Below are 14383 nucleotides of genomic sequence, written 5' to 3'. Positions count from 1 at the left end.
ACAGTGAGGTCTCTGCCTCAGGTCTTGATCAGGCGCAGGAAGGGCTTGCGACCTCCCGACGACGGCGGCGATCCTTCAGGCGGAAAGACTGGCGGCGCCGGCAAAATGGTCACGTCGGAGTAGCGTGCGGCAGCGCGATCGATCTCGCCGATGCTGCGGTTCAGACTGTCGAGAACAAGCGGCGTGGTCAGGATTTCGGGGGCCTGGGCATCCTTTGCCTTGGCCATTTCGTCGAGTTCGCCACGGATAGCCTCGGCCTCGGCCGCCTGAGCATCGGCGGATTCGGTCAGTTCTTCGACGTTCTGGGCCAATGCATCGACGTAAAGGCCGATCGCACGCAGTTCGCGCTCGATCTCTTCGGTCTTGGCGCGGATTGCGCTCATGCCTGTAGCACTGGACGTGCCGGCCGACAGTTCCATCGTCTCAATGAGCTTCAACGCGGCAGCAACCGCTTCGCGCGGTCGGCGCATGTCGAGCTTGGTGTTGTGGGCGATCGTGCCGACATGACGGGTGATTGCCTGACGCTGCTTGGCGCTTCTCTCATGCGCGCTGGTCTTTGACTTCGCGCGGGTAATTCTGTCTGCCTGATCCTGGCGGGCCTGAGCCTGGCTGCGCAGGATGGCGGCCATGGCTTCGGTGTCGGCCCGCATCGTCTCGACACTCGAAACGACGGTGCCGATGGTCCGGTCGATTGTTGCGAGGCCACGATTGAAATCGCGGCGCATGCCCTCGAAACGAAGGGGCATGGGTTCATCAAGTGTGGTGCGGATATCACCGCTTGCAAAGCGGCGCAGACCGCCGTCCAGGATGTCGGCGGTTCTGCGAAGATCGCGCAGCTCGGTCTCATTCCGATCATAGTCCCGTATCATTCGGGCGCCTCCTCGTGATTCTTAAGAAACCCTTTGTGACGAACCAACGCCATTAGGAAAAGGTTGTTGCGGTTGGATCACCACTTCTGCCCAAAACGATGCGGTTATGGTTAACAAAATATGAACGCTTCCGACCTCTCCCGTTCGCGTGTTGGCCTGCAAAGTCACTCCGCGTTTCGGCCTTGGCGCAGGATTCCCGGCGTGACACAACAGTTGCCATGACAAAACCGATTCGCATCATCGGCATCGATCCGGGGCTTCGCCGCACAGGGTGGGGTGTTATCGAGACACTGGGAAACTCGTTGCGCTTTGTGGCATCGGGGACGGTCGTGTCCGACGGTGACATCGACCTCGCCTCGCGCCTCTGCCAGCTGCACGATGGCCTGGCCGAAGTTGTGCATACCTACACGCCAGACGAGGCGGCGGTCGAGCAGACGTTCGTCAACAAGGATGCGGTGGCGACGCTGAAGCTTGGTCAGGCGCGTGGCGTCGTGATGCTGGTGCCGGCGCGTGCCGGGTTGCCTGTTTCCGAATATGCGCCAAACGCGGTCAAGAAAGCCGTCATCGGCGTTGGCCACGGCGAGAAGCAGCAGATCCACATGATGGTGAAGATCCTGATGCCGAAGGCGGAGTTCAAGGGTAACGATGCCGCCGACGCGCTGGCGATCGCCATCTGCCACGCCCATAACCGCGTTGCAAACCGCATGCGCCAAGCTTTGGCCGGCTGACGCAACAGCCTCCTCTGTTCTTGACTTGTTCTGCCGCCCTCAGTAGGTATTTCGGCAGAGGCCGTACGCTCGCATCGGCTTCTGACGCGCGATGCAGCGCGCTATCGTGCCTGTTTCCCGATGCTCGGCATCATGATTTCCGGAACCCATTCTCCTTCATCCTCAGCGGCGGACCTAAAACATGATCGGCAAGCTCAAAGGCACTATCGACGAGATCGGCGAGGACTACGCGCTCGTTGACGTGCACGGCGTCTGCTACGAAGCCTTCTGTTCGGCTCGCACGCTGGCCCGCCTCAACGTGGGGGAGGCGGCGGTGCTGTTCATCGAGACCTATGTGCGCGAGGACCAGCTGAAACTGTTCGGCTTCCTGTCGGCACTGGAGCGCGAGTGGTTCAACCTCCTGCAGAGCGTGCAGGGCGTCGGCGCCAAGGTGGCGCTGGCCTTGCTCTCAACGCTGACACCGGGCGAACTGGCCAATGCGATTGCGCTGCAGGACAAGACCGCAGTTTCGCGGGCGCCCGGTGTCGGCCCCAAGGTCGCCGTCCGCATTGTCACAGAACTCAAGAACAAGGCGCCCGCCTTTGCCGGCGAGGCATCCGCAAATATCGGCTTCAAGCAGGAACTGGGCGAGGGCGTGGCGTCTGCGCCCGTCAGCGATGCGGTCTCGGCGCTCACCAATCTTGGCTATTCTCGCGATCAGGCGGCCAATGCCGTCGCCGCTGCTTTGAAGGCAGCCGGTGAGGATGCCGACAGCGCCAAGCTGATCCGGCTGGGTCTGAAGGAACTGGCGAGGTCGTGATATCCGGGGTACTGGGATATCGGTAGGGCCGGACAATTGCGGGAAGTAACAGATTGGGTGCGTTCACGACCATGGCTCTTGAAGGTCAGATCAGGATAGCGATCAAGGATCGCGGCGTGCCGAGAGTTGCTGCTCCACATGGCCGGTGCCACTGCTCCATGACATCAGACACAAAGGCCGCATCCTGCGCGCCCGAGATGGAAATTCTTGCATGACCGACGAAAACCGCCTCATCTCGCCGGAAAAACGGGGCGAAGATTTCGATACGGCGCTGCGCCCGCAGTCGCTCGACGAGTTTACCGGGCAGGCAGAGGCTCGCGCCAACCTCAAGATCTTCATCGAGGCCGCCAAGAACCGGGGCGAGGCCCTGGATCACGTGCTGTTCGTCGGCCCGCCGGGTCTCGGCAAGACCACGCTTGCGCAGATCATGGCCAAGGAACTGGGCGTGAATTTCCGCTCGACCTCCGGTCCTGTCATTGCCAAGGCCGGTGATCTTGCGGCGCTTCTGACCAATCTCGAAGACCGCGACGTGCTGTTCATCGATGAAATCCACCGTCTCAACCCGGCGGTCGAGGAAATCCTCTATCCGGCGATGGAGGATTTCCAGCTCGATCTGATCATCGGCGAAGGGCCGTCGGCCCGGTCGGTCAAGATCGACCTGTCGAAATTCACGCTGGTTGCTGCCACGACCCGTATCGGGCTTTTGACGACGCCGCTGCGCGACCGGTTCGGCATTCCCGTGCGCTTGTCGTTCTACACGGTCGAGGAACTGGAAGGCATCGTCCGGCGTGGTGCGCGCCTTATGAACCTGCCGATGACCGATGGCGGCGCGCGCGAGATCGCACGGCGCGCCCGTGGCACGCCGCGTATCGCCGGACGGCTGTTGCGCCGTGTGCGTGATTTCGCCGAAGTGGCGCGTGCGGAAGCCGTGACCAAGGAGATCGCCGACGAGGCGCTGATCCGCCTCAATGTCGACCACGCCGGTTTCGACCAGCTCGACAAGCGGTATCTCAACATGATCGCCGTCAACTTCGGCGGCGGGCCCGTGGGCATCGAGACGATTGCGGCGGGACTTTCGGAGCCGCGCGACGCGATCGAGGACATTATCGAGCCCTACATGATCCAGCAGGGCTTTATCCAGCGCACGCCGCGGGGCAGGGTGCTGACGGCAGTCGCCTGGAAGCATCTCGGCCTGCAGCCGCCCAAGGATATGGAAGCGGCCCAGTTCAGGATCAGTTTCGACGATGAGTAAAGGCGACGAACCCCAGGATTTGCGCATCCGGATGAAGTTCAAGCCGAAGCGCATTTTTCAGATGCGCATCGCGGGGCTTGGTTTTCGCGACGGCCATGTGCTGGTGCACCGCGCCGTGCATGAGACGTTCTGGACCTTTCCCGGCGGACGCGCGGAAGTGGGCGAAACCTCCGAGGAGACCCTGAAACGCGAGATGGTCGAGGAACTCGGGGTCGAGGTGAAGGTCGGACGGCTGCTCTGGGCGGTCGAGAACTTCTTCCACTACGAAGACCGCGACTGGCACGAACTCGGCTTCTACTACCTGATGGAGCTGCCGGAGAGCTTTCCGTTTCATCCGACCGATATCGTCCATCGGATCGTCGACACGCACGAACTCGAGTTCAAGTGGGTGAAGGCGACGAGGGACTCGTTGAAGGCGCTGGATATTCCGCCCTATTTCATCGCGGACGAGATCGAAGATCTGACCATGAGCCCGAAACACGTGGTCTGGCGCGATGGCGATCTCGATCTGAAAGACTGATGTTGGAACATCCTTTGCTCGCTTGAGTTTTTTCAGGAGTAGAAGGAGATGATCCATGCAGAAGATCAGCGTCGGAAACGAAGTCGAATGGAAATGGGGAAAGTCGAAGGCCGAAGGCAAGGTCGCCGAGAAGTTCACCAAGGATGTCGAGCGTAAGATCAAGGGCAAGACGATCAAGCGCAAGGCAGATGCCGACAAGCCCGCCTTCCTCGTCAAGCAGGAAGACGGCGACAAGGTTTTGAAAAGCCAATCGGAGCTGAAGAAGACCGATGGCTGAAAGATCTTCGCACGAACATCAGCACGAGCAGTCTAAGACTCGCGCGCGCAGCCCGTCCAAACCATCGCAGCTTGACCACAAGCCGCCGGCCGACGTTGCGGCTGCGGCCGAGAAGGGCCTGAAGCTTCGCGCCGAATACCGGCGTGGCGGCACGACGGTCGGGATCGCCCGCGCTCGCGATCTTCAGCACCGCAAGCACCTGTCGGAACAGACGGTGAAGCGGATGGTGAGCTACTTCAAGCGGCACAATGTCGACAAACGCTCCGACAATTTCGGCGACGACGGCAACCCTTCGGCGGGTTACATCGCCTGGCTTTTGTGGGGTGGCGACGCCGGCCAGAAGTGGGCCGAAGAGCACATGAGGCAGATCGACAAGACGAAACAAGAGGCTAAGACGCAACGCGCCTCGTCCCACTAGGGTCGTAGCGGGGATAAGATCAGGAGGAGGCGAGGCGGCGAATTGTTTGCGTAAGCAGCGATTTGCCACCGCCCCTCCAGCCAAGCGCCTCGATCTTTGCCGTCGGCATGACGCGCACTCGCGACAGATCAGCCTTCTCGGGCAAGCCGCGGCCATTGTCGACGTGACTGAGGATCTCGCTTCGATCGGTGAGTATGTCTGACACGTTGAAACTTTCGCCAGCGATCCTGACGGCCTCGGCTTCCAGCATCAGACGGACGGCGGAGCCGACATCGCTGCCGTGTACTTCCGTTCCCGCACGCGGTTCGATGACGCTGCCGGAACGGTAGGTTTCAAACATCTGATCCCACTTGTTGGGTCTCAGATCTCCGTACACACCAGTCAACCGCAGGCTTGCGGTCGAAAAGTCCGGGTCGCAAAGCCCGGCGACTGCCAATTCGCCTTTATGCTTGATTTCGCCGTAGAGACTTGTCGGTGAAAGATCCGCGTCTTCGGTGAGGGGCAAGCCTTCCGGAAGGCCGTCATAGACGGCGCGACTGGAGATGAAGACTGCGCGGCGGTGACCGGCTCGTTTGGCAGTCTCGAACAGTTTGATCGTGCCATCGAGGTTCATGCGGGCAAACCGCGTGGGATCGTCGCCTTCGCCGCCCCGGTATTTTCCCGCGACGTGGTCGAAGGCGGCGTGGACGAAGAAATCGGCACCGGTGAAGACATCACTCTGGTCGAGATCGGGATCGAGCGAGAGGGGGACGAATTCGACTGGTTTCGAGAACAGGTCGGGTTGCGGCCGTGTCCGGCCGCCGACGGTGACCGTGTAGCTGGCGTCCAGCAACGCTTCGACGATATAGCGGCCAACGAGTCCGGTCCCACCCGAGACGAGGACTTTCATGGTAACGGCGCCGGATTGGGCAGCGCGGTGATGTCGGGCGAGCGCCCTTCGTAAAAGTTCCACCAGAGATCGATCAGAGGTTTCAACTGCTGCGCCTTCGGGTGATCCTTCTCCCAGGGCTTTTCATACTGGTAGTGGAGGATGCCGATGCTTTCCCAGTTCCAGAGATCGGGCATTGCGAACCACACATATTGCAGCATGTTCATGGTCACCGGCAGGCCGTGCCAGTCCGGAAAGAAGTGTTCCAGAAACGTCTGGTCGGTGCGCCGCCAGAAGGCGTCGGGAACGTCCAGCGCCGCCATCATACCGTCGAAGGTCTGCAGCGATGGCTTGGCCACGAACACGCCGGAGTTCATCCGGTGGAAGTCGGCCATGCTCTCGTAGACGTTCGGTGCCGCGGAAAACTCCGGATAGGCGAACAGCTTGTCGATGTTCTTCAGCATCAGCGCGTCGGCATCGATGAAGACTGTTGTGTCGTAGTCGGTCAGCTGCCACAGGCGAAGCTTGCAGAAGTTGTCGAGCGGCGTGTGGAAATCCGGCTTGTTGCCTTTGGTAAAGGGCGCCGCCCCATGCAGTTTCTTTCGGGCGTGACGGTCGTTGAACGCGTCGGACAGCGGAAGGTGCGCGACTTCCACCAGCCTGCAGCCTAGGGCCTCGAGCGGGCCAAGGTCGGAAGCTGAGACCGCAGCCGTATGCAGCACGACGATCTCGGCCGTGGTCCCGGTCAGTTTGATCGATCGGGCCAGTGCCGTGGCGCCCATCGCGTAATCGGCATTGGTAACGAGGGTGACGAAGGCGGTTTTCATCGCGCCATCACGAGACGGATTTCAGCCGCATGCCTTCCGGATCGTGCTCCACCTTGGCGGCGATATCGCGCGTCCAGGCGGAAACGGCGGGGACACGGCTGCGATCGACGCGGTAGGCATATTTCTTCGCGACATCAACGATCTCGGCGAGCAGGCCTTCGCCGAGCGTCGTCGGCTGCAGGCCGAGGCTCAGGAACTTGTCGTTCTTCACGACGAGATCGTTCTCCGGGGCTTCCTTGCGCGGGTTGGGCAGCCAGGCAATCTGCGCGCCACTCATCTTGGAGATCATTTCGGCGAGATCACGGACCCGGTGGGTTTCCGTCATCTGGTTAAAGATCTCGACCCGGTTGTTGCGGGCAGGCGGTGTGTTGAGCGCGATCTCGATGCAGCGCACCGAATCCTGAATATGGATGAAGGCGCGCGTCTGGCCGCCGGTTCCGTGTACCGTCAGCGGATAGCCGATCGCCGACTGGATCAGGAAGCGGTTGAGAACCGTGCCATAATCGCCGTCGTAATCGAATCTGTTGATCAGCTGCTCGTGGCGGCGGGTCTGCTCCGTGTGGGTTCCCCAGACGATGCCCTGGTGGAGATCGGTGATCCGCAGGCCGTCGTTCTTGGCGTAGAAGGCAAACAGCTGCTGATCGAGGCATTTCGTCATGTGGTAGATCGAGCCGGGATTGCTTGGATAGAGGATCTCCTGGCTGACCGTGCGCCCGTCCATTGTCTCGATGCCAACAGGAAGGTAACCTTCCGGTATCGCAGCACCAACGGTCGAGTAGCCGTAGACACCCATTGTGCCCAGGTGGATGAGATGCGCGTCGAGGTCGAGCTCGACCATGGCGTTCAACAGATTGTGCGTGGCGTTGACGTTGTTGTTGACAGTGTAGTTCTTGTGGCGGTCGCTCTTCATCGAATAGGGGGCTGCCCGCTGTTCGGCGAAGTGGATGATGGCGTCTGGACGGTTCGCCGCCAGCCAACCCTTCAGAAGCTCGTAATCCTTGGCAAGGTCGATCAGGTGAAAGTGGATGCGGCGGCCGGTCTCGGCGTGCCAGATGCGGGTCCGTTCCTGAATGCTGTCCATCGGCGTCAGCGACTGAACACCGAGTTCCGTATCGATCCAGCGGCGCGACAGGTTATCGAGAATATGCACCTCGTGGCCGGCATAGGACAGGTGAAGCGATGTCGGCCAGCCGACGAAACCATCGCCGCCAAGGACTGCAATCTTCATGAATGTTCTCTCCGTTCGCGGGTGCCCTATTTTATGCGGGCGGGAAGTATGACAGGACACCGAAAGTGGATCGGTATTCCGCCTTTATCCAGGGGATGAAGATGGAATTTCAAGGCAAGCTTATGACAGAGCAGAATTTTTTGTTATCCGGAGAACTGATCGAGGGCGGTCACAGCCTCGTCCAGCGGGTCTATTACGAGGACACGGACTTCTCCGGCCTCGTCTATCACGCCCGCTACCTGCACTTTCTCGAGCGCGGCCGAACCGATTATCTGCGTTGCCTCGGCTGCGAGCAGGGTGCGCTTCTGTCGGCGGATGAGGAGGGGCTGGTCTTCGTCGTGCACCGCATGGAGATCGATTTCAAGCAACCGGCCCGGATGGACGATATACTGACGATCCAGACGATCACCGAAAAGGCGGGTGGCGCCAAGATGGTTCTCACCCAGGAAATCCGCCGCGGCGAAACGCTGCTGATTGCGGCGAAGGTGGTCATCGCCGTCATCAACAGATACGGCCGTCCACGACGACTGCCGGAGGCGATCGCGGAGAAGTTTCTAACAGCGCCGATCTGAGCTTCAGACAATAGAGCCAAAGCGCTGATCAAGCTTGCGGCCGTAACACATTATTAACGATAATGTAGTCTTACTAACCCGTGAGGAATTTGTGCAACGCACGCCTTCCTTTGACCAAATTTGAAGGCGAGAAGCCAAGCTGAAAACTCAGGACATCTTGGGCGTTAGGCGGCGATCTCGGCGGACAGAAACATTCTCGCGAGAGCGCGCTTTGGAACCCGCCCGGTTGTGAAATGCCGGGCGTTTGGATTCGGGGATTGAAGACAGATGGAACAGGTAGCTCTGGAAGCTGCGACGCATGACGTGAGCCTTTGGGCGCTGTTCATGCAGGCCGGACTGATCGTCAAGATGGTGATGATCGGGCTCATGGGTGCCTCGGTCTGGACCTGGGCGATCGTCATCGACAAATATATGAGCTTTGCAAAGGCGCGGCGCCAGTTCGATCAGTTCGAGCAGGTGTTCTGGTCGGGTCAGTCGCTCGAAGAACTCTACCGCACGCTTGGCGAGCGCCAGAACACGGGCCTTGCCGCCATCTTCGTCGCTGCCATGCGCGAATGGAAGAAGAGCTTTGAGCGCGGCGCCCGTTCGCCGATCGGTCTGCAGATGCGTATCGACCGCGCCATGGACGTGACGATGTCGCGCGAAGGCGAAGCCTACGAGGCACGTCTCGGGTCGCTGGCGACCATCGGTTCGGCCGGTCCGTTCATCGGTCTGTTCGGTACCGTCATCGGTATCATGACCTCCTTCCAGGCGATTGCCGGATCGAAGTCCACCAACCTTGCGGTCGTTGCACCGGGTATCGCCGAAGCGCTGCTGGCAACCGCCATCGGCCTCGTCGCCGCTATCCCGGCGGTTATCGCCTACAACCGTTTCATGGGCGAGGCTGGCAAGCTTTCATCGCGGATGGAAGGCTTTGCCGACGAGTTCTCGGCCATCCTTTCGCGCCAGATCGACGAGAAGCTGCAGCCACGCCAGGCCGCTCAGTAATCAGGCACAACGCCAGGAGTAAGCACCATGGGCATGTCGGCCGGAGGAGCAAAATCGGGAGGCGGTCGTCGCGGACGTCGCGGTGGGCGCAGCCGTAGCGGCGCGATCAGCGAAATCAACGTCACGCCGCTTGTCGACGTCATGCTCGTGCTTCTCATCATCTTCATGGTCGCCGCACCGATGATGACTGTCGGCGTGCCGATCGACCTGCCTGAAACCCAGGCCAAGGCGATGAATTCCGATACGCAGCCGATCACCGTTTCGGTCAATCCGGAAGGGCAGATCTTCCTGCAGGAAACCCCGATCACGATCGACGAGATCCTGCCGAAGCTGCAGGCGATCGCCACGACCGGCTATAACGAGCGCATCTATGTGCGTGGCGACACTGCCGCTGCCTATGGCGTGGTGATGAAGGTCATGGCCCGCATTTCGTCTGCCGGTTACAAGAACCTCGGCCTCGTTACCCTTCAGGAACAGGAGCAGTGATCCCACGCCATGAAGGGTAGTATCGGCACATCGCTGGTTCTCCATTCGGTGCTTCTCGGCTGGGCGCTTGTCTCGCTGAGTTCACCGATGCAGCTCAACGTCGCCGACGTCGAGGCGCTGCCGGTCGACATCGTCCCGGTGGAATCGATCACCCAGATGCAGCAGGGTGACAAGAAGGCGCCTCTCACCGAAAAGCCTTCGGTGAAGGAAACCAAGAACCAGAAGGTCGTCGAAAACGCCGAGAATGCCGGCGAGAGCGACATCGACCTGAAGTCCCCGCCGACACCCGCCAAGAAGCCCCTGAAGACCGAAGCCGCCGCCGCGCCAAAGCCGGTGGAGCGCCCGACGCCGACCCCGACGGACGAGGACAACCAGGTCAAGGATATCGTCAAGGAAGAGACGGCACCGAAGCCTCAGGAAGTGGCAGCGCTGCCGCAGCCGAAGCCGGAGCCGACCCCGCCAAAGCCCGAGCCGACGCCGCCCAAGGCCGAGACACCGCCACCGACCCCAACTCCGACCGAAGCCAAGACCGAGGAAGCGCCGCTTCCAGACAGCGTTCCGCTGCCGGCCGCCAAGCCGAAGCAGGAACCGCCGAAGGAGCAGGCAAAGCCCGTCGAAAAGCCGGTCGAGAAAAAGCCTGACCCGCCGAAGCCGACCGAAACCGCCAAGGCGGATACCAAGGCGACGGAAGCTTCCAAGCCGACCGACAAGAAGGAAGGCAAGAAGCAGGAGACCGCCAAGTCCTCGTCTTCCAAGGCCAGCGACTTCAATGCCGACCAGATCGCAGCGCTCCTCAACAAGCAGGACGCGTCCGGCGGCGGTGCGAAGCGTTCGACGTCGCCTGCTTCCACGGGCAGCACGAAGCCATCCACCGGTTCGAAGCTCAGCGTCAGCGAAATGGACGCGTTGCGCGGGCAGATCGGCAAGAACTGGTCCTATATCGCCGGCATCGAAGGTGCAGAAGGCGTGGTCATCCGCGTCCATATGCGGCTCGACCAGTCGGGCATGATCGTCGGCGAACCCGAAGTTTCCTCAAGCGGCGGTTCAGATACGGCCCGCCGGACGCTTGAATCCAGCGCGCGCCGCGCTGTCTTGCGTTCGTCGCCGTTCAAGAACCTGCCGGCAGACAAATACGATGCGTGGAGCGAAGTCATCGTGAACTTCAGCCCCAGCGATCTTGATATGCTTTGAAAGGCCAAACCATGATCAGACGTTCCTTCCTCGGGCTCATGATGGCGTCCGCCGGTGCTGCCGCGATCTCCAACCCCGCAAACGCGGTGGTCGAGATCAACATCAACAAGGGCAATGTTGAGCCGCTGCCGATCGCGATTACCGATTTCCTGTCCAACAACGAGCTTGGACCGCAGATTTCGCAGGTTATCGCCGCCGATCTTCAGCGTTCGGGATTGTTCGCGCCTGTGAACAAGCAGGCGTTCATCGAAAAGATCACCGATCCGGGCCGCGCGCCGCGTTTCGAAGACTGGAAGGCGATCAACGCCCAGGCGCTGGTCGTCGGTCGCGTCAGCCGTGAAGGCGACGGTCGTCTGCGCGCCGAATTCCGTCTCTGGGATACGTTTGCCGGCCAGCAGATGACCGGCCAGCAGTTCTTTACTCAGCCGGAAAACTGGCGTCGTCTGGCGCACATCATCGCCGACGCGATCTATAAGCAGATCACCGGCGAGCAGGGCTACTTTGACACCCGCGTCGTGTTCGTATCCGAAAGCGGTCCGAAGACTGCCCGTCAGCGTCAGTTGGCAATCATGGACCAGGACGGTTTCAACGTCCGCATGCTGACCGGCACCAAGGATCTCGTGCTGACGCCGCGCTTTTCGCCAAGCCGTCAGGAAGTCACCTACATGTCGTTCGAGGGCAACCAGCCGCGGGTCTACCTGCTGCAGCTGGAAACCGGACAGCGCGAAGTGGTGGGCAATTTCCCCGGCATGACGTTCTCGCCTCGCTTCTCGCCTGACGGTCAGAAGGTGATCATGAGCCTTCAGCAGGAAGGCAACGCGAATATTTACACGATGGACCTGCGTTCGCGCACGACGACGCGCCTGACGTCTACGGCTGCGATCGATACCGCGCCGTCCTATTCGCCTGACGGTGCCCGAATCACGTTCGAAAGCGACCGTGGCGGCCGCCAGCAGATCTACGTGATGGGGGCCGACGGTTCGGGCCAGAGCCGCGTCTCGTTCGGCGATGGTTCCTATTCGACGCCGGTCTGGTCGCCGCGTGGCGATCTGATCGCGTTCACCAAGCAGTCGGGCGGAAAGTTCTCGATCGGCGTCATGCGTCCGGACGGTTCTGGCGAGCGCATTCTGACATCGGGCTTCCATAACGAGGGTCCGACCTGGGCACCGAACGGTCGCGTTCTGATGTTCTTCCGCCAGAACGCCGGCGCCGGTGGTCCGCAGTTGTATTCGATCGATCTCAGCGGCTATAACGAGCAGATGGTCAAGACACCGGCATTCGGGTCCGACCCGGCCTGGTCGCCGCTTCTTGAATAGGAGGCACGTTTGAGGCGCGGCAGATCTGCCGCGCTTGCGTTCCAACCGGCAGCGAACGACTGAAAAATAGGGCACCGGAAGGAATTCGTTAACCATAAGCGTTTGATCATGGTTAACCTAAATCCGTTAGAGTTCGGCAACTCTTAAATTAAATGATCAAGGAGAGAACGGCCATGAGCCGCATTCATACCCCGGCGATGAGCCGTATGCAGACCCTCGCTCGCAACCCGGCCGTCATCGCTCTGACGCTGGCCCTCGCTCTCGCAGGCTGCGCCAACAAGAAGAACCTTCCGAACAACGCGGGTGACCTTGGCCTCAACGGCGGTGGCGCCGGCGGCTCGGCGACACCTGGCTCGAGCCAGGACTTCACGGTCAATGTCGGCGACCGGATCTTCTTCGATACGGACTCGACCTCGATCCGTGCAGATGCCCAGCAGACGCTCGATCGTCAGGCTCAGTGGCTGCAGCGTTACCCGAACTACGCGATCACCGTTGAAGGCCATGCCGACGAACGCGGTACCCGCGAATACAACCTGGCACTCGGCGCCCGTCGCGCTTCGTCCACCAAGGAATATCTTGCTTCGCGCGGCATTCCTGCCAACCGCATCAAGACCATTTCCTTCGGCAAGGAACGTCCGGTCGCCGTTTGCGACGACATCTCCTGCTGGTCGCAGAACCGCCGCGCGGTTACCGTTCTCGGTGGCGCTGGCATGTAATGCCGGTGAGGGGCGGGGCCAGTCTCCGTTCCACACATGACATTTTGGTGAGAAAAGGTGGCCTTCGCGCCACCTTTTTTGTTTTTCCTTAGTTTGGCCCCGTTTCCCTTGATTTTGAACGTCGACTTGGTTGCTTTTTGACGGCAGTTCAGAAAAATCCGTATTGCGCCAATCCGGCGCAAGCTACAGCGCCGCGCACCGGGTTTCCGATGCGCACAGCGCGTTGTAGAACATAGGTTGCGCTTCGTTCTTTCCGAAAGCCATTCCGGCTTGAGGGCCGAAGCGCGGGAAGCAGGACGGACGACATGAAGAAAATTGTCTTGGCAGCGATGCTGGGGCTGGCGGCGATGGCGGGCCCTGCTGGGGCCTTCTCATTTCCGAAACTCTTCCAGGGCGAGCAAAGCGTTCCGCAACAGCCGCAGGCCGAACAACGGCCTGTGATCCTCGCGCAGGGCGGCGATGCCGTCCGGACGCAGCAGCTTCAGGAAGAGGTACGGCAGCTTAACGGCCGTATCGAGGAAATGAGTTATCAGCTCCTGCAGATGCAGGAACAACTGCGCAAAACGCAGGAAGATAACGAATTCCGTTTCCAGGACCTGGAAAAGAAGAAGAGAAGCGACTTGGGCGACACGGGCGGGCAACCGGCCGTGGCGTCCAACCGCCCTTCGTCTTCGGCTTCCTCCGGCGAAACCTCCACACCTGCTGCGCAAGGCGCCGACGACGTGGCTCGCATCATTGGTGAGCCTTCCAGCCCATCCGCGACCACAGGCAACCGCGCCGCACCAGCGCCAACAACGCTTGGCTCGATGAATCTCGACACGAGCGGAAATACTGTCGGTGCGTCCCGCAACGACAATGCCCGCAATTCGGCCGGTCTTCCCGGTGTTGCTTCCGGCTCGTCGCGAAGCGGTGGGTCCCAGGATCCGCAGCAGACGGCCTCGCTCGGCAGTGAGGGCGACAGCTACAAGATCGCCTATGACCATGTTCTTTCCGGCGACTACCCGCTCGCCGAGAAAGAATTCTCCAGCTACCTCGCCAGCTACCCGAAGAGCTCACGGGCCGCAGACGCCAATTTCTGGCTCGGCGAAGCGCAGTTCTCGCAGGCGAAATATGCCGATGCGGCAAAGACCTTTCTCAACGCGCACCAGACCTACGGCAAGTCCGCCAAGGCGCCGGAAATGCTGCTGAAGCTCGGCATGTCGCTTGCGGCTCTCGACAACAAGGATACGGCCTGCGCGACGCTTCGCGAGGTACCCAAGCGCTATCCAAATGCGCAGCGCGCCGTGCTCGGCAAGGTGACGACCGAGCAGAAGCGGCTGTCCTGCTGAT

The 14383-nt window shown here is 60.8% G+C and carries 17 protein-coding genes; 13 read left to right on the top strand and 4 right to left on the bottom strand.

Going from position 1 to position 14383, the window contains the following annotated elements:
- Nucleotides 1-17 precede the first annotated feature (17 nt).
- On the bottom strand, nt 18-869 hold the full coding sequence (locus tag ASG19_RS18515; RefSeq protein ID WP_062460785.1) for a methyl-accepting chemotaxis protein: 852 nt from the start codon (nt 867-869) through the stop codon (nt 18-20).
- A gap of 218 nt (nt 870-1087) precedes the next feature.
- Between ASG19_RS18515 and ruvC the strand changes: the two genes are divergently transcribed.
- From ruvC to ASG19_RS18485, 6 genes are all read left to right on the top strand, one after another.
- A complete protein-coding gene (gene ruvC / locus ASG19_RS18510; protein ID WP_062460782.1) occupies nt 1088-1597 on the top strand; it encodes a crossover junction endodeoxyribonuclease RuvC in 510 nt (169 codons plus the stop codon).
- 181 nt (nt 1598-1778) lie between these two features.
- Entirely contained in the window at nt 1779-2396 is a 618-nt protein-coding gene (ruvA, locus tag ASG19_RS18505) for a Holliday junction branch migration protein RuvA (protein WP_062460779.1), read from the top strand.
- A 211-nt stretch (nt 2397-2607) separates the two neighbouring features.
- Nucleotides 2608-3648, top strand: coding sequence for a Holliday junction branch migration DNA helicase RuvB (gene ruvB, locus ASG19_RS18500; protein WP_062460777.1), 1041 nt, complete (start codon nt 2608-2610; stop codon nt 3646-3648).
- 31 nt (nt 3649-3679) lie between these two features.
- Entirely contained in the window at nt 3680-4168 is a 489-nt protein-coding gene (locus ASG19_RS18495; RefSeq protein WP_244476243.1) for an NUDIX hydrolase, read from the top strand.
- A gap of 55 nt (nt 4169-4223) precedes the next feature.
- Nucleotides 4224-4445 carry a DUF2945 domain-containing protein gene (locus tag ASG19_RS18490; RefSeq protein WP_062460771.1) on the top strand — a complete coding sequence of 74 codons (222 nt, stop codon included), beginning with the start codon at nt 4224-4226 and terminating at the stop codon, nt 4443-4445.
- The gene (locus tag ASG19_RS18485) at nt 4438-4863 is read left to right on the top strand and encodes a hypothetical protein (protein WP_348271498.1); all 426 of its coding nucleotides are present in this window, start codon (nt 4438-4440) and stop codon (nt 4861-4863) included. Before ASG19_RS18490 ends, ASG19_RS18485 begins: the two co-directional genes overlap by 8 nt.
- Before the next feature lie 19 nt (nt 4864-4882).
- Here ASG19_RS18485 and ASG19_RS18480 read toward each other — a convergent pair whose 3' ends face one another.
- From ASG19_RS18480 to ASG19_RS18470, 3 genes are read right to left on the bottom strand one after another with little or no spacing between them, the layout of a single operon-like run.
- Nucleotides 4883-5752, bottom strand: coding sequence for an NAD(P)-dependent oxidoreductase (locus ASG19_RS18480; RefSeq protein ID WP_062460768.1), 870 nt, complete (start codon nt 5750-5752; stop codon nt 4883-4885).
- Nucleotides 5749-6558 (bottom strand): glycosyltransferase, encoded by an 810-nt coding sequence (locus ASG19_RS18475; protein WP_062460765.1) that lies wholly within the window; start codon nt 6556-6558, stop codon nt 5749-5751. Before ASG19_RS18475 ends, ASG19_RS18480 begins: the two co-directional genes overlap by 4 nt.
- 7 nt (nt 6559-6565) lie before the next feature.
- Complete coding sequence (locus ASG19_RS18470) at nt 6566-7786, bottom strand: NAD-dependent epimerase/dehydratase family protein (RefSeq protein WP_062460762.1); 1221 nt, start codon at nt 7784-7786, stop codon at nt 6566-6568.
- Nucleotides 7787-7908: 122 nt separating this feature from the next.
- Between ASG19_RS18470 and ybgC the strand changes: the two genes are divergently transcribed.
- From ybgC to ybgF, 7 genes are all read left to right on the top strand, one after another.
- On the top strand, nt 7909-8358 hold the full coding sequence (ybgC, locus tag ASG19_RS18465; protein WP_062461839.1) for a tol-pal system-associated acyl-CoA thioesterase: 450 nt from the start codon (nt 7909-7911) through the stop codon (nt 8356-8358).
- Nucleotides 8359-8625: 267 nt separating this feature from the next.
- The gene (gene tolQ / locus ASG19_RS18460; protein ID WP_062460759.1) at nt 8626-9345 is read left to right on the top strand and encodes a protein TolQ; all 720 of its coding nucleotides are present in this window, start codon (nt 8626-8628) and stop codon (nt 9343-9345) included.
- 27 nt (nt 9346-9372) lie between these two features.
- The gene (tolR, locus tag ASG19_RS18455) at nt 9373-9831 is read left to right on the top strand and encodes a protein TolR (RefSeq protein ID WP_062460755.1); all 459 of its coding nucleotides are present in this window, start codon (nt 9373-9375) and stop codon (nt 9829-9831) included.
- A 9-nt stretch (nt 9832-9840) separates the two neighbouring features.
- Nucleotides 9841-11022 carry a cell envelope integrity protein TolA gene (locus ASG19_RS18450; protein ID WP_062460751.1) on the top strand — a complete coding sequence of 394 codons (1182 nt, stop codon included), beginning with the start codon at nt 9841-9843 and terminating at the stop codon, nt 11020-11022.
- Between the two features lie 11 nt (nt 11023-11033).
- Nucleotides 11034-12338, top strand: coding sequence for a Tol-Pal system beta propeller repeat protein TolB (gene tolB, locus ASG19_RS18445; RefSeq protein ID WP_062460748.1), 1305 nt, complete (start codon nt 11034-11036; stop codon nt 12336-12338).
- A gap of 173 nt (nt 12339-12511) precedes the next feature.
- Nucleotides 12512-13054: a peptidoglycan-associated lipoprotein Pal gene (gene pal, locus ASG19_RS18440; protein ID WP_062460745.1), complete on the top strand. Its 543-nt coding sequence runs from the start codon at nt 12512-12514 to the stop codon at nt 13052-13054.
- 305 nt (nt 13055-13359) lie between these two features.
- Nucleotides 13360-14382, top strand: a complete 1023-nt coding sequence (ybgF, locus tag ASG19_RS18435) for a tol-pal system protein YbgF (RefSeq protein ID WP_062460743.1) — start codon at nt 13360-13362, stop codon at nt 14380-14382.
- The last annotated feature ends 1 nt before the right edge of the window (nt 14383 follow it).

This window comes from Rhizobium sp. Leaf306 (assembly GCF_001423425.1).
Taxonomy (GTDB): domain Bacteria; phylum Pseudomonadota; class Alphaproteobacteria; order Rhizobiales; family Rhizobiaceae; genus Neorhizobium; species Neorhizobium soli.
The sequence above is the reverse complement of the archived record's forward strand: the minus strand, read 5'-3'. Positions and strand labels throughout refer to the sequence as shown.